At 55.7% G+C, this 19,482-nt stretch carries 12 protein-coding genes and 1 pseudogene; 9 read left to right on the top strand and 4 right to left on the bottom strand.

Annotated elements, in window-relative coordinates:
* Positions 1-51: 51 nt before the first annotated feature.
* Positions 52-1,098 carry an ABC transporter ATP-binding protein gene (locus ACR0KX_RS00315; RefSeq protein ID WP_170521510.1) on the bottom strand — a complete coding sequence of 349 codons (1,047 nt, stop codon included), beginning with the start codon at positions 1,096-1,098 and terminating at the stop codon, positions 52-54.
* Positions 1,099-1,204: 106 nt separating this feature from the next.
* Between ACR0KX_RS00315 and ACR0KX_RS00310 the strand changes: the two genes are divergently transcribed.
* From ACR0KX_RS00310 to ACR0KX_RS00285, 6 genes and pseudogenes are all read left to right on the top strand, one after another.
* The gene (locus ACR0KX_RS00310) at positions 1,205-2,209 is read left to right on the top strand and encodes an ester cyclase (RefSeq protein WP_170622734.1); all 1,005 of its coding nucleotides are present in this window, start codon (positions 1,205-1,207) and stop codon (positions 2,207-2,209) included.
* Entirely contained in the window at positions 2,206-3,090 is an 885-nt protein-coding gene (locus tag ACR0KX_RS00305; RefSeq protein WP_170622733.1) for an amidohydrolase family protein, read from the top strand. Before ACR0KX_RS00310 ends, ACR0KX_RS00305 begins: the two co-directional genes overlap by 4 nt.
* Positions 3,091-3,661: 571 nt before the next feature.
* Positions 3,662-5,164, top strand: a complete 1,503-nt coding sequence (locus ACR0KX_RS00300) for a B12-binding domain-containing radical SAM protein (protein ID WP_480707686.1) — start codon at positions 3,662-3,664, stop codon at positions 5,162-5,164.
* Positions 5,158-8,301 carry an AAA family ATPase gene (locus ACR0KX_RS00295; protein WP_170622729.1) on the top strand — a complete coding sequence of 1,048 codons (3,144 nt, stop codon included), beginning with the start codon at positions 5,158-5,160 and terminating at the stop codon, positions 8,299-8,301. Before ACR0KX_RS00300 ends, ACR0KX_RS00295 begins: the two co-directional genes overlap by 7 nt.
* 116 nt (positions 8,302-8,417) lie before the next feature.
* On the top strand, positions 8,418-10,172 hold the full coding sequence (locus tag ACR0KX_RS00290) for an amidohydrolase family protein (RefSeq protein WP_170452953.1): 1,755 nt from the start codon (positions 8,418-8,420) through the stop codon (positions 10,170-10,172).
* A gap of 163 nt (positions 10,173-10,335) precedes the next feature.
* A pseudogene (locus ACR0KX_RS00285) lies at positions 10,336-10,705 on the top strand (transposase family protein); the annotation flags it as partial.
* Positions 10,706-10,889: 184 nt separating this feature from the next.
* On the opposite strand, the gene ACR0KX_RS00280 reads toward ACR0KX_RS00285, so the two are convergent.
* Entirely contained in the window at positions 10,890-13,400 is a 2,511-nt protein-coding gene (locus ACR0KX_RS00280) for a CoA transferase (RefSeq protein ID WP_170622723.1), read from the bottom strand.
* A 40-nt stretch (positions 13,401-13,440) separates the two neighbouring features.
* Positions 13,441-15,108, bottom strand: coding sequence for a GMC family oxidoreductase N-terminal domain-containing protein (locus tag ACR0KX_RS00275; RefSeq protein WP_170622721.1), 1,668 nt, complete (start codon positions 15,106-15,108; stop codon positions 13,441-13,443).
* A 169-nt stretch (positions 15,109-15,277) separates the two neighbouring features.
* Here ACR0KX_RS00275 and ACR0KX_RS00270 point away from each other — a divergent pair, with 169 nt between their 5' ends.
* Positions 15,278-16,189, top strand: coding sequence for a LysR family transcriptional regulator (locus tag ACR0KX_RS00270; RefSeq protein WP_170452961.1), 912 nt, complete (start codon positions 15,278-15,280; stop codon positions 16,187-16,189).
* A gap of 350 nt (positions 16,190-16,539) precedes the next feature.
* Here ACR0KX_RS00270 and ACR0KX_RS00265 read toward each other — a convergent pair whose 3' ends face one another.
* Positions 16,540-17,499 (bottom strand): MurR/RpiR family transcriptional regulator, encoded by a 960-nt coding sequence (locus ACR0KX_RS00265; protein WP_480707683.1) that lies wholly within the window; start codon positions 17,497-17,499, stop codon positions 16,540-16,542.
* A gap of 164 nt (positions 17,500-17,663) precedes the next feature.
* On the opposite strand from ACR0KX_RS00265, the gene ACR0KX_RS00260 reads away from it, so the two are divergent.
* Positions 17,664-18,182, top strand: coding sequence for a TRAP transporter small permease (locus ACR0KX_RS00260; protein ID WP_170452963.1), 519 nt, complete (start codon positions 17,664-17,666; stop codon positions 18,180-18,182).
* Complete coding sequence (locus ACR0KX_RS00255) at positions 18,179-19,462, top strand: TRAP transporter large permease (RefSeq protein ID WP_170452965.1); 1,284 nt, start codon at positions 18,179-18,181, stop codon at positions 19,460-19,462. The genes ACR0KX_RS00260 and ACR0KX_RS00255 overlap by 4 nt, the downstream gene beginning before the upstream one ends.
* The last annotated feature ends 20 nt before the right edge of the window (positions 19,463-19,482 follow it).

The following is a 19,482-nucleotide window of genomic DNA, read 5'->3' as shown; positions in this document are numbered from 1 at the left end:
GCACAAAGTTCTGGTCCCGAGGCTGATCCCCGGTGATTTACGGGGCTACTTTCAGATCCGTTCGCCGGTTTGGCCGTCAAACAGATGGCAAATCTCGACCGGCACCGAGATCGACACCATGTCGTCAATTTCAGCCCGGAAATTCTTGTCGGCCTTCACGGAAACCAGCGCGCCACCAACGCGAACCGAGATCATCGTCGCGTCGCCCAGCAGCTCTTGGGTATAGATCGGAGCATTGATTTGCCCCTGCCCGTTTTCCGCAAGCGTGGCATCTTCTGCGCGGAACCCCAGTGTCAGCGGGCCCTCGGGCGCTTGCACGCCGGGAATCTCCACGTTCTTCGTGACAAAAACTCCGTCGCGAACCTCGCCTTCCATCAGGTTCATCGCCGGGTTGCCGATGAAGCTGGCGACAAATGTGTTGGCAGGCGTGTCGTAAATCTCGGTCGGGCTGCCCACTTGCTGCACGACGCCCTTCTTCATAACGACCACACGATCAGCAAGCGTCATCGCCTCGATCTGGTCATGCGTTACGTATATTGTTGTCACGGCAAGCTCGTGGCTCAGGTTCTTGATCTGAGCGCGCGTGGAAACCCGCAGCTTGGCGTCGAGGTTCGACAGCGGCTCGTCCATCAGGAATACATTCGGCTCGCGCACGATTGCGCGCGCGAGGGCGACGCGCTGACGCTGACCACCGGACAGTTCCGCCGGTTTACGATGCAGAAAGTCATCCAGTTCAACCATAGCCGACGCGCGGCGCACCTTGTCGTCATGGGTCGACGGGTCAATGCCGCGTACTTTCAGCGGAAATCGGATGTTTTCGTAGACGTTCATATTCGGGTAGAGCGCGTAGGACTGGAACACCATCGCTACGTCGCGGTCCTTGGGCTCCATATCGTTGACGCGCACCCCGTCGACCAGAATGTCGCCTTCGCTGGCATCTTCCAAACCTGCGATCATCCGCATGGTCGTGGTCTTGCCGCAGCCCGAGGGCCCCAACAATACAAGGAATTCCTTGTCAGCTATGGTCAGATCGAAATTGTCGACGCCGACAAACGAACCCCATCGCTTGCCAACATTCCGCAATTGAATCTCGGCCATCAGCCCCTCCCGTCAGATTTTTTTGCATACGCTTGCAATTACGGTAGACTTAACTGCGGCATTTTGGCAAGATTTTTTTGCAATCGTATGCAGGGAGCGCCTTCACATGCCAGATTTTTCGGCGGAAAAACAAGTCATAAGAAACTTCTACGCCAAGCTGGACACTGCCGAACCGGGGACTGAAAGCAGCGTTTTGGCCGAGTTCTACGGCTCGAATCGCATATGGCGAGGCTTTCATCCCTTCGACGAAATTCACAACGCAGCAGAGGTCGCGCGCACCTTCTGGACCCCTTTGAAGGCCGCCCTGAAAAACCTGCAAAGACGGCAGGATATCTTTATGGCCGGGGCCAACGAGATTGATGAATTCTCATCGGTCTGGGTTGTCTCGATGGGGCATTTGATGGGGTTGTTCGACGCGCCCTGGCTGGGCATCCCACCGACCGGCAAACTGGCGTTTCTGCGGTATTGCGAATTCAACAGGGTCGAAAACGGGCAGATCACCGAGACAGCCATGTATTTCGACATACCGCATCTGATGCTGCAAGCTGGTTTGCGGCCCTTTCCACCGCAAACGGCAGCGCAGCTTGTTCAGCCCGGCCCCATGACCCATGACGGGTTGATTTTCGAACCGCAGCCTCCTGAAGAAGGGCAAAAGACCCTTGCCGCAATCAACGCGATGATCGCAGATCTCGGCCAATGGAACAGCGGTCTGAGCCTTGAGGATGAACTGCGGCGCACATGGCACGAAGACATGCTGTGGTGGGGACCGACCGGCATCGGCGCGACCTACACGATCAAGCGATATGCCAAGCAGCATGCCGGGCCATTCCGGGCCGGGTTCACGGACCGGTCAAAGACCAAACATATCTGCCGCATGGCCGAGGGGCATTACGGGGGGTTCTTCGGATGGCCCAATTTCACCGCACGGCCCACCGGCGGTTTCATGGGCATGCCCGCCACAGACAAGGCGGGTGAGTTCCGCGTCATCGACATCTACCGCCGCGCCGGGGACAAGCTGGCCGAAAACTGGATCTTCATCGATCTGCTGCATTTCTGGAAGCAGCAAGGCATCGATATTCTTGAACGCATGCAAGAGGTGCCGCGCACATGACCGGATGGATCGACGCCCATCACCATCTTTGGGATCTCGGGGCGGTTCACTACCCCTGGCTGATGGCCCGCGGGGTAAAGCGCTTTTTCGGGGATCCGACGCCAATTCAAAGAAACTACTTACTGGATGAATTCCGGTCCGACGCAAAAGCCAACGGCATTCGCGCCTCGGTTCACATTCAGGTCGGCGCTGAAGACGGCCTGGCCGAGGCCCGCTGGGTTCAATCTGTTGCCGATGCCAATCCCGATTGGCCAATGGCGCAGGTCGTTTTCTGTGATCTCACCGCACCGGATCTGCCCGACCAACTCGACGCGTTCCAACACCTAAACACAGTGCGCGGCGTGCGCCAGATCGTCGGGCGTGCACCGGGCGAGGATGCCCGGACCGGCACTAATGCCCTGTTGGACGACCCCCGCTTTCTCGTAGGATTGCAGGAGGCAGGGCGCCGCGGGCTGAGCTTTGATTTGCAACTCATCCCCGAGCTTTACGCAAAAACCGCCCACATCCTTGCGCAAGCCCCGGACACGCAGATAGCGCTATGCCACGCGGGCTCCCCTCATGACCGGAGCGCTGACGGTTTGGACCAATGGGCTGATGATCTGCGGGCATTGTCAGAGCTGCCCCACATAACATGCAAGTTGTCCGGTCTGGGCATGTTTGATCACAGTTGGTCAGTCCAGAGCATTCGTCCGATCATTGATATTTGCCTCGCGCAGTTCGGAATGAACCGAGTGATGTTCGGGTCGAACTTTCCGGTCGACAGCCTTTACAGTGACTATGCAACACTGATGAAAGCCTTCCGCGATCTGATCCCAGATCAGGCCAAGTCAGCAGTATTTCGCGAAACCGCGGAACGGTTTTATCGATTTGGTACTTCTTAGAGCGGTTAGCGGGTGCGTTGAAGATCTGGAAGCAGGTCAGAGCCAGCAGGCTTTGCGGCGGACATATTTCAAGTCTGTTCAGGTCAATCCCAACGACTAGGCTCAGCACCCAAACTACTGGATGCTGCAAAATGCAACAGAATCCAGCAGTGTCCGACCCTGTCAATCGAGGGCGATCCTTTGCGCTCGACTACAGCTGGGCGCGCGAGATTCTGTGTTACACTCAGGTCTTCAAGGCTTCGAAAATACAGATCACTTTCGAGCTTTGATCGTGCAGTATCGTGCCGGTCACCTACGGCTATTCGCCCCAAGCCGGACAAGCCGATACCCCAACGTTGTCGCTATTTTTTTAATTTCCAAACAACACGTTACCCGGAAATCAATGAATTAGTGACTCAAGAGTGTCTATTAGCTTAAACTTTATCCATTAACGGGTCGAGGTATTTCAATGAAATTGAATTCCAAAGAGCCTAGCTCTGAGAGTGGGTATCCTGAAACCAATATCATCATAATTTGTGCGCGCCTTCTTCAGGATCGATCTGAAAGAGGATCGCGCGATTTCTTACAATCAATGAGCGCGCTTCACTTGGGATCATTGATTGATCGGAAAAAATATAATCTGAAAATTCATTTGGAAGATTGGCATGGCCCATACAATTGCGCCGAGACTACTGGTGTGGATATCTGCGTTCTGACCGGACTCCAAACGGATTTTGACCGCATGCGGCAACTTGCATATTCCTTTCGAAGCGCCGGTGCAAAGGTGGTCGCCGGGGGTAGTTTGTGCACGCTGTTTCCAAGATTCGCCAGTCAATTTTTTGACACCGTCTGTGCAGGCGGGGTGGAAGCGTTCCGGGATTTTCTAACCGACTACGAAATCGGCGAAACGAATGAGATCTATTATTCGTCGTCGCATCAGATTCGAGATTATGAGATTGATCACGGTTTGCTTTCAGAGAATGGAATCGACCTGCCGCTTCATTTAATCGAGGCGTCACGTGGATGCAGCTTTCGTTGTGATTTCTGTGTTCTTCCGGCAGAAAATGCCCTGCACGCTAAATACAAATTGGAGCGGGTGGCCGCAACGATCGACGACGCAATCAAAAAAAGCCCGTCGGGCAGCGCTCGCGCCAAATACCCAATTATCTGGTTCATCGACAACAACTTTATCGACAACCGCGCCCACATGAAGGCAGTAGTCAACCTTCTTGCCCGCAACCCAAAAGTCAAAGCGTGGGGCGCAATGCTCACGCAAGATGCTTTGCGGGACCGGGATTTGATCAATCTTCTTGTTCAATCAAAATGCAAATACGTCTTTGTTGGAATTGAGTCGCTTGATGAGAATTTTCTGAAGAGCCACAGAAAAAAGCAAAACCTGTCACGCAGATCGAATGTCATCGACGACGTTATTTATGCCGAAAAGCAGGGTTTGTGTGTCGGATACGGGTATCTCTTTGACCCTGAGACAACATCTGTCGAGACAATGCGCCGACAATTGCGCCACATTGGCGATAGGCGCGATTTTCCGCTACCCTGTTATTGCAGTTTTGTGACGCCCTTACTCGGAACCGGATTTTTTTGGAAGTGCGCCCGCGAGAGGCGCCTTATGCCCAATGTCCGTCTGCGAGATCTGGATTGCGAGACTATCGTGGTAAACAACACGATTAGCTCCCATGATGAAATTACGGTTTTCGCTCGAGAACTGCTTGAGAGCCCCGGACGTCTGTTTGGCTGGGCAAATGTTGTTTCATCAACACTGTACCGGCTTTTCCGGACTCGCAGTCTTAATCCATATTTTTGGTTTATTGCTGTACGTTCCAACCTGCGCATGATGTCTTTTGCCTCTCGATATTCAGATGTGGCAGAGCGCAGTTTCATTGCCGGCCAAGATCGTCTGGATCCTCAATATGCCAATATACCGGACGGCATTACCGAGGCGGATCGAAGAAAGTATTTCGAGCCAATTATGATAACCGGCAACGACGGACAACTGGCAAGTTGGCTGATGGATGCTGCGCCCAAAGATGTATTGGAAACCGACGAGATGCACTTGATGGAGGCGCATTCATGCTGAAGGGTCAAAACTCGCAATCGTCAGGCGGCGAAAGACGTCAGATTACAGCTTTGTTTTGTGATCTCGTTGATTCCACCCAGTTGTCACAACATATCGACCCCGAGGACTTGCACAGCATTCTAGAAGGGTTTCGCGAGGAATGTATGAATGCGGCCCGGGCGGCGAACGGGAAAATCGGCGGCTTTTCCGGGGACGGTGTTCTTGTTTACTTCGGTTACCCAACCGCTCACGAGGATGCCCCTCGATTTGCAATTTCGACCGGGCTGGAGATTGTGCAACGCATATCAAAACTCAACGAACGGTTCTCTCTCGCGCTCGACAAACAGCTGCAGATACGTATCGGTATTCACACCGGAATAATGTTTGCGAACGATACGGGGGCTGACGAAGGGCCGGAGGCTGCAGAGATCGTTGGCGACGTTCCCAACGTAGCCTATCGCGTCCAAGGAATGGCAGAACCCAATTCGATTGTTATCAGCGCAAATACCCAACCACTGGTCTCTGGTTATTTTGACCTTGAAACGATGGGGTCGGTCGAGCTTAAGGGTGTTTCTGTTCCGATAGAGCTGTTCCGCGTCGTTTCCAGCCGCGATGTGCCCAACAAGCTCTCCATCCGGCTTCATAAAGTTGTCAGCCCTCTTGTGAATCGTACAAGCGAGCTAAGAATTCTCGAGGAGACGTGGAAGAGTACGACCGAAGGTCAGGGTCGCTGTATTGTCCTGATAGGGGAAGGTGGGATAGGAAAATCCCGCCTGATCAGGGTGCTGCGCAAAAAGCTTTCAGCTCAGGGTAATGCCAATATTCTATCTCTTTATGGCTCAGCAGAACATAAGAATGAGGGGTTCTTTCCCATCTTCGATGGTATAGCGCGGCTATCGGCATTGAACATGCCGGACGCGACCCACAACACCCCTGCTCAACTACACGAATTACTAAGTGAGGCAGAATTCGATGGCTCAGATCTCGCGAATTCCCTATCGCAGTTCTTAACCAAAGAACCCAAGCAAACGAGCGAAACGAGAGATTCCTGGGAGCTTCGCCAAAAGCTGGTTTCTGATCTGATCCAGTTTATTCTGTCACTTGCGGAACAGAAGCCGTTGCTTGTCATTCTCGAAGACGCGCACTGGGTCGATCCTTCAACGATGGAACTGTTCGGCCGTTTGATCGCGGAGATTTCATCACGGCAAATTATGATAGCAATAAGTTCGCGTGAACCGATCGCTATGCTAGCCGGAACCCTCGCAGTTGAAGTCGCGTTGGACCCGCTTTCTCGCGATGATAGCAGAAGATTATGCCTGCAAGTGGCTGATGAAGAAACTTTGGTAACCGACGCGGTTGACGCGATTGTCGCTCGGGCCGATGGAAATCCATTGTTTATTGAAGAGGTCACTCGCGTATTTCTCGATGCCGCCGACAAGGAAAGTCATTACGATTCAGGTACCAGCGGATTCCGTGTTCCCGCGACACTGCGGGATTCTTTGATGGCCCGATTGGACAAGCTGGGTCCGGAAAAGGAGCTTGCGCAAGTTGCCGCCGTTTTTGGCCGCAGTTTCGACAGGGCGGGTCTGAGTGCAATACTCGGATGGGATGAACTTGAAATCGACCAGGCACTGGAATCCTTGCTTGCGGCGGGACTGATCTTCAGGGTTATTCGAGACCCGTCCACTGATTATCGCTTCAAACATGCGTTGGTGCGAGATGTGGCCTATCTGTCCCTTCCGAAACCGCGGCGACGGGAATTGCACAAGGTTGCGCTGGACTTTCTCAGAAAGATGCCTTCCGACCGCAGTTCCTGTTCGCCGCTTGTACTTGCACAACACGCGTCCCGGGCGGGATTTGCCAAGATCGCGGCGACCTACTGGCTGCAGGCGGCGCAGCTTTCGTTAAATGGATCATCTAATCTGGAGGCAATCGCAAACCTTCGCCATGCGCTGGAAGAGGCAGAAAAACTGCCCGAAGGGCAAGAACGGGATCAGTTGGAGTTGGCGGCGCAAACCGCGTTGCTGGGACCATTGTTCGCGACCAAGGGTTTTGTGGCGAGCGAGGTTGAAACCGCAAGTGATCGCGCGCTTGAACTGTGCCACAAACTTAATGACACACAACGTTTATTTCCGCTGCTATACGCGCGTTGGGTTTCACGACAAACTGCCGGAGATGTCTATTCCGCACTGTCGCTGGCCCAAGAGTTTCTGTCACGGGCCCGGCGCGAGTCGCACGACGACGCAATTCTCGTAGGGCTGCGCCTAAGCGGGTTCTCGCTCTTCTTGTCGGGCCGCCCCGCCGAAGCGCGCGAGCACCTGGAAGCGGCCTTGCATCAATACCAATCTGAACGGCATCGTGATCTCGTCTACTTCTATGGCACCGATGTACGTGTGATGGCACTGTGCAGCCTGGCGCTGGTCTGTTGCGCCGAGTGCCGCGGTGGTGAAGCCAGCAGGCTGACCGAGCGTGCGTTAGTTGAAGCGAAGGAATTGAACCATGCGCACACGCTGGGCTATGCGTTGTCATTCGCGCATTTTGTAAAGCTGAACACCGCGCAGTTCGACGAAGCTGAAACGATCTCGGAAACGATCTTTGACTTTGCAAAAAAGCGCAACATGCCATTCTGGGAGGTGCTCGCTGACGAATGCCTAGGCATTGTCGGGATCATGCAAGGGTATGCTGCAGAAGCAGTCAACCGCTTGGAAAGAGGTTTGGCGATACATGCCGAGACCGGGGACAACTTCGCTGAGCCGTTCAAGCTGGTTTTCCTTGCGAAAGCGTATGCGATGCTGGGAAGGCAGGATGAGGCGCTAACGGCCTTGCAGAGCGCCGAAGAGGCAGTCGAAACCGGAGGAGAACTTTGGGCCCAACCAGAGGTCATTCGAGCCAAAGCCGATCTGCTCGCCGCAGGGCGGGCTGCTGATCCGGCTGCCATTGAGGCCTTGTATTGTTCATGCATAGAGCAAGCCCGCGAACAAGGGTTCAAGTCACATGAGTTACGCGGCGCCCTGTCGTTCGCGGAATTCTTGGGCGCAACCGGGCGGCCTCGTGAAGCCGCCCAGGCGCTTTTGCAAGCGGTAGAGGGGTTGGACCCAGCCGCTGACAGCAAGGAAGCCGAAATGGCGCGCGCGATTATCGAGGGCCTGTCGAGCTGATCATCCGTCGAATTTGGAGCAAGTGCCAACAAAGCAGCATTCCTTCTTGCTGCAACCAGCAGGACAACGGTGCCGAGGGGCCAAAAACTCCCGGCGGGACAAGACCGGAGTAAAAGATGGCCGACCAAACCAAGAAACTCTCACCAGGGACCGGTCGCAGGCTGTTCATGAAGGGCGTCGCAGCGCAACTTTTGCTCAGCGGTTGCACGGTCTGGCCGCCACGCGCTTCCACTAGGCAACTGCCGATTCGAGCAATCGACCCCCACTGCCATGTTTGGAACGCGTCCGACATGCCGGCTTGGGGTTTCGTCTACTATGTGCTGCTAGGTCACGATGAAGAATTCGGGCACCCCGTAGGGGTGAAGAAAAAGATTTATGACCCATTGGTGGCTTTCTACGTAAACCTCATTTTTGGAAAGGCCACCACTGCCAGAGAAGAGCTAGAATTGCTCAGCGATGAAGGGTTAGAGGCAACAGCAAGGGCTAAGTCGGACGAGGAGTTTGAAGATGATTTGGCAAAAACATTGGATTTCTTTCTCAACCGACCAACCGTGGCATCGCAGTTATATGGCGTCGACGCCCAACCCTTGCGCGATATGATCGTCAAGGATCTCAAACTGACGCCTGACGGTTCCGAGTATAACTCGAGGACAGCTGCGCGCCGCGCGATGCGAAGCCGTTCCGTTCTCTTTGCACCTTTAGTGTTTGTGCGACACATGCGCCAAAACCGGTCGTTTCTGATAAAAGAAATGAACCGGATCTATGGTGGCGAAGCACGTGTAGGATTGTTCACTCCGGCGCTTATCGACATGAAGGCCTGGCTGGCTGGGGAGCCAGGACAGGAGTGCAATCTACCTGTGCGCAGAAACACCTACAGGGGCGATGTGCGTGACGACCAGCGTTCAAAACTGATCGATCAGCTTATTCTTATGGATAAGTTGCAGCAAAAGCGATTTGACACGCCGTTTCACTGTATGGTCCCTTTTGATCCTTGGCGTCAGGCACGGGATAGACAAAAAGGACGCTCAGAACATTCGAAAGGGGATAATCACACTCGGGAAAGCGCGCAGCAGCTTTCTGCGTTGGGCATGGTGCAATGGGCTATTGATTGTCTCGGTTTTGTCGGCGTGAAGATTTATCCGGCAATGGGGTTCAAGCCATTGGAAAACGGTAAATTTGATCTATACCCGTGCCGCGCGATCAAAGAATTTCGACAGTTTCACAAAGAGTTAGATAAATCGCTCGAGGAGCTCTACAGGTGGTGCGTCAATGACGAAAATGACGTACCAATCTTGACCCATGCATGGAACAGTCAGGCTCCGGCCGATGGGCTGGGCAAACGGGCTAATCCAAAATACTGGCGGCCAGTACTCAAAAAGCATGAGTTTTCGAAACTTCGAATTTGTCTTGCGCACAATGTTGGACTTAAGCCGAATAAAAAAGGGGAGCTTCCAAAATGGACACATGAGTTTGGGAAGACAATGAATCTTCCTGATCGAGCTGTTTATGCCGATATCTCTGATTTAGGGGACATCCTGCTTTGGAAGAACAACTTAAGTAAATATGCCAGAGGTTTACGCGATTTCGTCGATGACTATGACGAAGACTGTAACCGGTTAATGTATGGCAGTGACTTCGCTGCTCTAAGCCGAACGCCACGCTACGCGCGGTATCCGGACAGAATGAACGCATTACTTGATGCCGCCGGATTTGACGAAGCGCAAAAGCACCGTTTCTTCCAGAAAAATGCGTTGGATTTTTTGGGTTTGCGCCCAGGCAGGAAAGCCTACGAACGCCTGCGTGAATACTATGCGCGACATGGCCTGAGCTTCGAGCGAATATCGAGCTTTAGTCAGTCAACTAAAACTTGACTGTCCAGCCGTGGATCTTTGTCGATGTCGAAAATGATTGGTCAAGCCTGTTTCCACAGTGTTTTCGTCGCGGCGTTTTGCCAGTTCGCTGGGATCTGGACCCATTGATTTGGTTGCCCTCGACGCGCCGAGATTATCAAAACTCTGAACTTCAGGAGGCGAGATGAGCAACTTGCTTTGGTTGACCGACGAGCAGATGGCTAGATTGAGTCTATACTTCCCAAGGGTCATGGCAAGCCATGCATGGATGAAAGGCACATGGTGCGGGGGTTATCTTCTTCAGTCGCAACGGCAGGAGATGGTCGGACGCTACGCCCGCCACATACACTTCACGACCGCTGTTAGCGTTGAAAGTAAGTGGCAAACGCCATTGGTCAGAGCGCCGCTGAAAACAGGGTGTGTTTGCCCGGATCATGGAAGGGCTGACCGCCGAGCTTTCCGATCACAAGGCTATCATGATCGATGCAACCTATCTGAAGGCACATCGCACGGCTTCAAGCCTGCGGCAGGAATCCCGACAGGTCGGTGTCACCCTGATGGCGGTAAAGGCTGCACTCCGGACCAATTTCCGCCGATAGGAAAGGAAAGATACAGCGAACGGCGGCAATACGGACTGCAAACGCGGCATTTGGAGTGCAAGCCTAGGGTCCGAAATAGGCCACCAATTGCAAAATGGACTTGCCTCTACTCCCAGCGACAATCGACCCGGGTATTCACCTAGCTCGGCAGGTATTCCTCACTCCAAGACTCGGCGACATCGCGGGATTTGATCATCACTTCGATGGCCTCGCTCGAATAGCCAATTTCACCGAGGATCGTGCGGGTTGAAGTACCGAACTTCTCGGATGGCTCGACGGCAAAAACCTTTGCACGGGTTGGGCGCACCGCGTAGGGATCAAGCTGTGTGACTTCATGCCCGCTGGGGTGATCGGGATAAATCGAGAAAGAGTAGCTGCCGTTTTCGGTGCCCGGTGTGCCATCCGCCACGCGTGAATTCCTCGCCCGCAAGGCGTCAAGGTTTTCGCAGATTGCCACGCCGATATCGGCGGCGCGCAGCTTTTCCACCCAATCCGACGCAGGCAGGGATTGGAAAGCCGTCGCCAGATAGGCGGCGCGGTCTTCTTCTGGCAGATCAGGCAAATCCTCCAAGCCTTCGACTTTGCGGAACCTCGGTAGGTCGGCTTCGTAGGCGCTGAGCAGGACGTAGCGACCTGATGCGGTGCTATAGAACCGGGTCAATGCATCATAGCCATTTGCCTCGGGGCCTGATGGCTCGTCAAATAGCCCACGGCCCTTGTAATCAAAAGCAAAGGGGATCTGCAAAAGGCCGCTATTGGAACTGAGCGAGGTGCGCCCGCGCCCAATCCGACCGAAGCGGTATTTTTGATAAAGGGCTGCCGCTACGCCAAGCGCGCCACCAAATCCGCACATAACGTCGATCGTGCCCACATGGGCGTGTTCCTCTGGTCGATCCATGGCACCACCAAAGCGCAGCATGATGCCGGTTGTCGCCTGAACCAGGTCATCATAGCCGATATAATCGGTCCGCGTACCCCGGCGCACGCCGCTGAAACAATCGAGCTTGCAGAACAGCGCATCCGGGTTGAGCTTGCGCAGGCTATCGGCATCAAGACCCATTTTCCTGATCTGATTGTCCGGTGCGTTCCAAGCGATGACATCGACAGACTTCACAAGGTCTTCGAATACCCGGCGTCCGTGATGTGAGGTGATGTCGGCCAGAACAGAGCGTTTGCCGCGCATCTGCGACATGCCATAGATGACGGTGTTCCAACTGTCATACATCGGCACCGATGGGTCGAGCTTGATCACCTCGGCCCCGAAGCGTGCCAGATAGCTGGCCGAATGCGGGCCCGCGATCACATTGCACAGGTCCAGAACCCTTACGCCGGACAGCCAGCCTTCCTTGGCGGCTGTATCTGAAGGGGCTGGGATCTCGGTGCGATGCTTCCGCAATAGTTTCAGCGCTTCGTCAAAGTCGACCCATCGGCGGGGCTCGGGCTGCAATGCCTCTTCACCGCTTTCTTCCATCCAGACCACCGGGCCAGGTTGCGTCATGTCCCCGTAGATCGGGTCGTGAACGTCGATCATCAGCCCCGAGGTCTCGGCATATTCGTCGTGAATCCATTCCTGCAGCCAGCGCTGCGGCGCGCCGGGGATCAGCCCACGGCCGAACATTTTCTTCCACTCGTGCGATGTGCGGGTCATGAAGACCTCTTTCATCCGCGCGGCGATCTTGTCGGCCCAGAACTTCGGCATCGGATAGACACCCAGCGAGGTGTCGTGTTCCCATTCCGACCATGGTTTGTAGGTGTCTTCTTCTGACGTCAGCCCGTCCGCGACCAACTCGTCATAAATGCCGAGCACTTCCAGACAGCGGCGGGCGTGGTTCTTATGGCTGGGGCAGACCACATAGAACATGCGCCCGTCCTTGCACATGTAGCTTCGGAAGAACGGGTCCAGCAACTCCTGCAGATCTTCATATGTAACATTCATCGGCAGGCCTTCGATGCGCCGGCGTTCAATCTCGACCTCGCGCTGGGTCAGATAGCGCTCGGGCATGTTTTCAACCTTGATCGAGTTGTAACAGAGCCCCTCCATCACGGCGGCTGCCAAGGGAACTTCGATCTGGTCGCCAAGGCCAGTCACCTGACGGGACTGCAATGCCAATACCGTGGCAGATGCCGCGATCTGCGAGGCGTAAGCCGAGGCAAGCGGCAGCGGAGAAAATGACGGGTTCAGGCCCATCAGAACCCGATTCAGCCCCATGTCAGTAAACACGCCCGAACTTGCCGCGACGATGCTTTCATAGGCACGCAACTCGCGCCGTTCTTCGTCGTTCGAGGCAAAACCGGGGATTGAGATCGTGATCAGCTCGGGCCTTTCGTCACGCATTGCCGCAAAGTCTATTCCAAGCGCGGCCAGTTTCCCGGGGCGGAAGTTCTCGACGATGATATCGGCCTCGGCGCAGAGCGTCTTGGCCCTGTCCAACCCCTCTGGTGTCTTGAGGTCCAGATTTACGATCACCTTGTTTCGGTTCAGAGCAGCATTAGCCGGGCTGTCCCACATCGGGCCGTCAGGTGGGTCGATATGAACCACGGTTGCGCCCAGATCGCCCAGCAACATCGCAACAGCAGGGCCCGCGATGTACTGACCGAAATCGACGACCTTCACGCCGGTTAGCGGAAGATTGGAAAACGAATTGCGCATGGTTCCTCCCGGAAACTCTTAATTCGCATATCGACAGGTCTTATTGGCCCGCCAGCATCCAGCCAGCGGCCTTTTCTGCGATCATGATCGTGGGTGAGTTGGTGTTGCCACTTGTGATCTCTGGCATGACAGAGGCATCGACCACGCGCAGGCCGGCCACGCCCTTCATGCGCAGATGCGGATCGAGAACGGCGGTTTCATCGTCCTCGCGGCCCATCTTGATCGTACCAACTGGGTGAAAGATCGTGCTGGCAATGTCGCCTGCCAACCGGGCCAGTTCCTCATCGGTTTGATATTGGATGCCCGGTTTGAATTCTTCTGGCTCGTAAGCTTCCATAGCGGGCTGAGCCATGATTTCGCGCACCTGCCGCAGGCTTTGGGCGGCCACTTTCCGATCTTCGTCTGTGTCCAGATAATTGGGCGTGATCTGGGGCGGCTGACGGAAATCCGAAGACGCGATGCGGACATGCCCACGGCTGGTCGGGTTCAGGTTGCAAACACTGACGGTGATAGCGGGGAAATCATGCAGGTCTTCACCAAACGCCTCAAGGCTCAGCGGCTGGACATGGTATTCGAGATTGGCGTGCGGGCGCGTCGGATCCGAACGGGTGAAAGCACCCAACTGGCTGGGCGACATGCTCATCGGGCCCGAGCGTTTCAGCACATATTCCAGACCGATCTTGGCCTTACCTACAAGGGAATTGGCCAAGGTGTTCAGCGTCTTGGTGCCCTTGACCTTGTAAACCGCACGGATTTGCAGGTGATCCTGCAGATTTTCGCCCACATAGGGCGCATCCATCACCACATCTATCCCATGCTCTTTTAAAAGGGCCGCCGGACCAATCCCCGACAGTTGCAGGATTTGCGGTGAGTTCACGGCACCAGCCGACAGGACCACCTCTTTTGAGGTCGCGACCGCAATGGGTTGTCCTTTGTGGTGAACGACCGCTCCGGTGCAATGCAATCGACCGTCTTCGCCTTTTTCAAAGGTCAGCTTCTCGACCTGCGCCTCGGTCCATATTGTCAGGTTCTGACGCGACTTGGCGGGGCGCAGAAACGCCTTGGAGGTATTCCATCGCCACCCCGCGCGCTGGTTGACGTCGAAATAGCCCACCCCGGCATTGTCGCCTGCGTTGAAATCATCGGTCTTTGGAATGCCGTTTTCGACCGCAGCATCGGCAAAACTGTCCAGAACATCCCAGCGCAGACGCTGTTTTTCGACCCGCCATTCACCGCCATGTCCATGCAGGTCGGAAAACCGGCTGTTGTCGCCGGTGTGCGGGTCGGCGCCATCGTCCAGCTTGTAGTGGTTCTCATGAGCCTTAAAGTCGGCCAGCGAGTTTTCCCAACTCCAGGCCTCTTCACCGGTAAGCTTGGCCCAGTTGTCATAGTCGCGGGCTTGGCCCCGCATATAGATCATCCCGTTGATCGAGGAGCACCCGCCGAGCGTCTTCCCGCGCGGGTAAAGCAGGCTGCGTCCGTTCAAACCTTTGGCTGGCTGGGTCTTGTACATCCAGTCTGCGCGCGGGTTGCCAATGCAGTAGAGATAGCCAACCGGGATGTGTATCCACGGATAGGTATCGGGCTTGCCCGCCTCAAGCAGCAATACCCGGTTCTTCGGGTCAGCACTCAGCCTGTTGGCCATCAGGCATCCGGCTGATCCGCCACCAATCACGATATAGTCGAACCTGTTAGCGCCGTCAGACATGTTCGTCTTCCACCTGTTCTGTCGTTTCATTGCCAACTGTGCCGCAGGCGGAGCGATGAACCGTCTTGGTTCGTGGTGACCTAAGGCAAGCCGGTTTTGATGATTTCTGAAGCGCGCTTACAGAAAAAGCTAATGACAATTCGCACAATGCCATATTAGTAAATTTTATATGGACCGGTTTTCGAATATTAACACCATTCTGGCCTTTGTGACGGTGGCTCGTGAAGGCAGCGTTTCACGCGCAGCCGAGGTGTTGAACCTGACCCAACCGGCCATCAGCCATCAGATCAAGCGTCTTGGTGAAGAGACGGGGCTTACGCTGTTCAACCGAACGCCGACCGGGTTGCAGATTACCCATGACGGAGCGGCGGTCCTAGCGAAGGCGCAAAGAGTTCTCGATGCAGTCAGTGACTTCCACCGCAGCGCCCGCCAGCGCGTCGGTCGCCTGAGTGGAAAACTGACAATCGGCACGATCGTCGACCCGGAGTTCATTCGGTTGGGCCGTCTGTTGGCACATCTGCGCGCCGAGCATCCGGGCATCGAAACCGAACTGGTACATGGGGTCAGCGGAGACATCCTGACATGGCTCAGGCGGGGTCGGGTCGATGCGGGGTTCTACCTGTGTGGACCCGATGACCTTTCCAGCATCGAGTTGGACGGAGGCGATCCGGTGCACGCCATAAAGCTGGCCGATTTCACCTATCGCGTGATCGGGCCTGCTGGTTGGCAGAAGCAGGTGGAAAGCTCCGACTGGTCTTCGCTTGCAGCCCTGCCTTGGATTGGCACCCCCGAAGCCTCTGTCCACCATCGCCTTCTGGCCAAGGTTTTCGAAAGTCAGGACAGCCGCCCGAACGTGGTCGCCTTGGTGGATCAAGAAGCTTCGATGCTTGAAATGGTAAGATCCGGCATTGGCCTGAGCCTCTGCCGCGACTCCATCGCGCTCCATCAAAAACAATCCTTCGGACTTGCTGTCTGCAATTCCGTGTCAGTTCCTGCTTGCCTGTGTTTCGTGGCGTTGGAACGGCACAAGGATAGCCCGATGATAGCTGAGACATTCGACCTGCTGCACCGATCCTGGTGATCTGGTTTTCAGAAGCGGCACAATGACTGACGTTGAAGCTGTGGCGGTTATCGAACCGCCCTGATCAGATGAAAGACCTTTTAGTCGCAAAAAAGGTAACACCTCGCCATTTTCGCCTCACGTCTTTCATCCAGCACCTACGCAGACTTTCTGTTCAGACGGCGAAGCCGCCTGTTCTCGGTAGGCTACCGCGTAGCGAACGTGGGAATGGGGCGAGGCAACGCTATTCAACAATGGTGGTGCGGCAAGCAGGCGCAGCTTAGGACAAGGTGCAGTCTATTAGGGTCGCCCGTGGGGGAAGTCAGCGCCTTAAACACAAACGGAAGAACGTGGTACTGTTCCACGCTGGATCAATCCCCCAGCGGCTGCGGGCCTGTTCGTCCATGATAAGCGGTGAGGGATGCCCTGATCCTCCGCAGGTTCTCTTTGGTCTCGTCCGTCATCTCTTGCGCCACGGTCATTGCTAGTGCATCGACGATTGCAAGATGGGCGTATCGGGACGCGGTTGGTTTGTAGATGTCGCTGTCTTCCGGCAGGTCGGTCAGCAGGGCGATCTTTGAGGTATTGGCCAGTCGCGTATTTGGCCGGGTGATGCAGATCGTTGTTGCCCCATAACCGTTGGCGACTTCGGCCGCGGCTACGATTGCGTCCGCTTCGCCGCTGGCTGAGACTAGAAAAAGCACATCCTCGGCCCGCAGAGACGCGGCTCGCATTTGCAGGACATAGCTGTCATTGGTGAAAAAGGACGGGATGCCCAGCCGGAAAAACCGGTTGGACGCTTCCTGCGCAACAAAGGATGACCCGCCGCCGATGCCGGAAAACAGGATCTGGCGCTTGTCCAGACAGGTGTCTCGGGCCGCTTCCAATGCGTTTGTATCGACCTGACGGCGCATGGTCTCCATGGTTGTGAACATGGCACCAAGCACCTGATCTATGGCGGTATCCGCGTCCGATCCTGCGTTGCCGGGATTGCCAAACAGGTATTGCGCGCTGACCGCGATGTTCTGCGCCAGACGCAGTTTGAAGTCCCGAAACCCTTCGCAGCCAAGGCTGCGGCAGAACCGGACGACCGTTGGCTTGCTGACCGCGCATTGCTCGGCCAGATCGCCAATCGCCATGGCGCTGATGTCGTTCAGGTGCTCTTTGACATAGTCCGCGACTTTCTGTTCCTGAACGGCCAGTTTGATCTGACCGCTGTGCAGGGCCGAGATCAAATCCACAGCGCCCGAGCGCCCTTTGTGGGGCGGGAATTCGTTCTGGCCGGAGGGTTGGTCGTCGTTCGGCACGGTTTGGCCTTTCTGCATTTTCATGAAACTTAGTTACACAATTTCTTGTGAGCAAACAAGAAAGGCCGGAACGCTGGCACTTCTTTGGTCATATTTCGTAACTCAGTAACATTTTTTCGTTGATTTGACGTCAAATCACACGCAAACTGAAACTCAGTTACAGATTCGCGATCTTGGGAGGGATGCGAATGTCCAACTGGTTTGCCGACGCAAGCGCGCGGATAAACTCTGTCATCGAGGGGATCGTTGCCGCGCTGATGCTAGCCCTGGTTCTGGATGTCTGGCTGGGTGTCATCGACCGCTATTACTTTCACTGGCAATTGCCGTGGCCCGAGGTGTTGGCGCGGTACCTGATGATCTGGGCGGCGCTGCTGGCGGTGTCCTCGGGGATTGCGCGGCGCGATCACATCGGGCTTACGGCGTTTGTCATGGTGCTGCCGCGCCCGGTTCGGCGTGTCCTTCTGATCGTGATGGACATTCTGGCGCTGGCCCTGTTCCTGTATGTCGCCTGGTTCGGCATCAGCTTTGCCCAAAGCGGAGCGCCGAGGCAGGCCATGATCTTTGGCGCAAGCCTTGCCCCGTTCTATGCAGCCATTCCTGCGTCAGCGGCCCTGTCGGCGGTGCAACTGGTGCTGGTCCTGTTTCGGGATCTGGGCACTCAGATCGACGAACCACCTTTTCCCCATGAGGTGGAGGATATGTCGTGATCGTCGCCGTCACATTTGTCGCCCTAATCCTGTTTGGAATGCCCATCGGGTTCGCCATTGGCCTGGCCGGGGTCGTGGGCCTGATCGACATGGGCGGCACCCAGTTTCTGGCCATCGGGCCCAGCAAGGTCTTCAACGGGCTCAACATCTTTCCCTTTCTCGCCATGCCCTTTTTCATTCTGGCGGGCGAGATCATGAACGACATCGGGATCACCAGCCGCCTTGTGAAGCTGGCGCAGGTTCTAGTGGGTCGGTTTCGCGGCGGGCTGGCCCATACGAACATGCTGGCATCGGTGTTCTTCGCGGGTCTGACAGGTTCGGCCACGGCGGATGCGGCGGCCTTTGGCCGGACGCTGGTGCCTGCCATGGTGAAAGAGGGCTACAGGCGCGACTATGCCTGCGCCGTCACGGCAGCGGGGTCGATCATTGGCCCGACCATTCCGCCCTCGGGGCTGATGGTGGTCTATGGCTCGCTTATGGGTGTGTCGATTGCCGGTCTGTTCGCTGCCGGGGTCTTGCCCGGACTGGTGATCTGCCTTGTGTGCATGGCTGTAATCGCCATCGGCGGCAAGCGCGAGAACCTGCCCAAAGCCCTGCGCGGTGCCACCCCGCGCGAGGTCTGGGAGACGTTCGTATCTTCGCTGACCGCTCTGGCGATGCCGGTGATCATTCTGGGCGGCATATTGGGCGGTATTGTTACTCCAACCGAAGCTGCCTCGATCGCCGTCGCCTACGCGCTGTTCATCGGTATCTTTGTTTACCGGACGCTGACGTTCAAAGGCTTTTACCGGATGCTGGTGCGCACGGCGCGTATCACCGGTGTGATCTTTGTCATTATCGCCTTCGCGGGCATTCTGGGCTGGTGGATGAGCTTTGAGCGCATCCCGCAACTGATCGCCGAAACCGTTCTGGGCCTGTCCGACAACCGGTATGCCGTCATCGCCATCATCATCGGGCTGTTGCTGATCGTCGGCATGGTGATGGATATCACCGCGATCCTGATCATCCTCGCCCCGGTTCTGGTGCCGCTGACACAGCAGGTCGGGCTCGAGCCGATCCATGCCGGGATCATTTTCGTGCTGGCCCTGAATATCTCGCTGATGACGCCACCTGTGGGGGCCTGCCTGTTCGTGTTGTCCTCGGTCACGGGTGAACGGCTGGAACGGATATCGCTGAAACTCTTCCCGTTTCTGATCGCGGAAATTGGCATCCTCTTTGTCTTTGCCTTCTGGGAAGACGCGGCCCTGTGGCTGCCCCGGATGTTGGGCTTTGCCCAGTGACGAACTCATCAAAACCAAAC

This window comes from Ruegeria sp. BG5 (assembly GCF_056538425.1).
This window is presented reverse-complemented; position numbering and strand designations above follow the sequence as displayed.

Bases quoted from the DNA above. Each gene is read 5' to 3' on its own strand.
- ACR0KX_RS00270 (WP_170452961.1), top strand. From the start codon at position 15,278: ATGGACCGGTTTTCGAATATTAACACCATTCTGGCCTTTGTGACGGTG.
- ACR0KX_RS00290 (WP_170452953.1), top strand. From the start codon at position 8,418: ATGGCCGACCAAACCAAGAAACTCTCACCAGGGACCGGTCGCAGGCTG.
- ACR0KX_RS00280 (WP_170622723.1), bottom strand. From the start codon at position 13,400: ATGCGCAATTCGTTTTCCAATCTTCCGCTAACCGGCGTGAAGGTCGTC.
- ACR0KX_RS00315 (WP_170521510.1), bottom strand. From the start codon at position 1,098: ATGGCCGAGATTCAATTGCGGAATGTTGGCAAGCGATGGGGTTCGTTT.
- ACR0KX_RS00275 (WP_170622721.1), bottom strand. From the start codon at position 15,108: ATGTCTGACGGCGCTAACAGGTTCGACTATATCGTGATTGGTGGCGGA.
- ACR0KX_RS00310 (WP_170622734.1), top strand. From the start codon at position 1,205: ATGCCAGATTTTTCGGCGGAAAAACAAGTCATAAGAAACTTCTACGCC.
- ACR0KX_RS00305 (WP_170622733.1), top strand. From the start codon at position 2,206: ATGACCGGATGGATCGACGCCCATCACCATCTTTGGGATCTCGGGGCG.
- ACR0KX_RS00265 (WP_480707683.1), bottom strand. From the start codon at position 17,499: ATGAAAATGCAGAAAGGCCAAACCGTGCCGAACGACGACCAACCCTCC.
- ACR0KX_RS00300 (WP_480707686.1), top strand. From the start codon at position 3,662: ATGAGCGCGCTTCACTTGGGATCATTGATTGATCGGAAAAAATATAAT.
- ACR0KX_RS00295 (WP_170622729.1), top strand. From the start codon at position 5,158: ATGCTGAAGGGTCAAAACTCGCAATCGTCAGGCGGCGAAAGACGTCAG.
- ACR0KX_RS00260 (WP_170452963.1), top strand. From the start codon at position 17,664: ATGTCCAACTGGTTTGCCGACGCAAGCGCGCGGATAAACTCTGTCATC.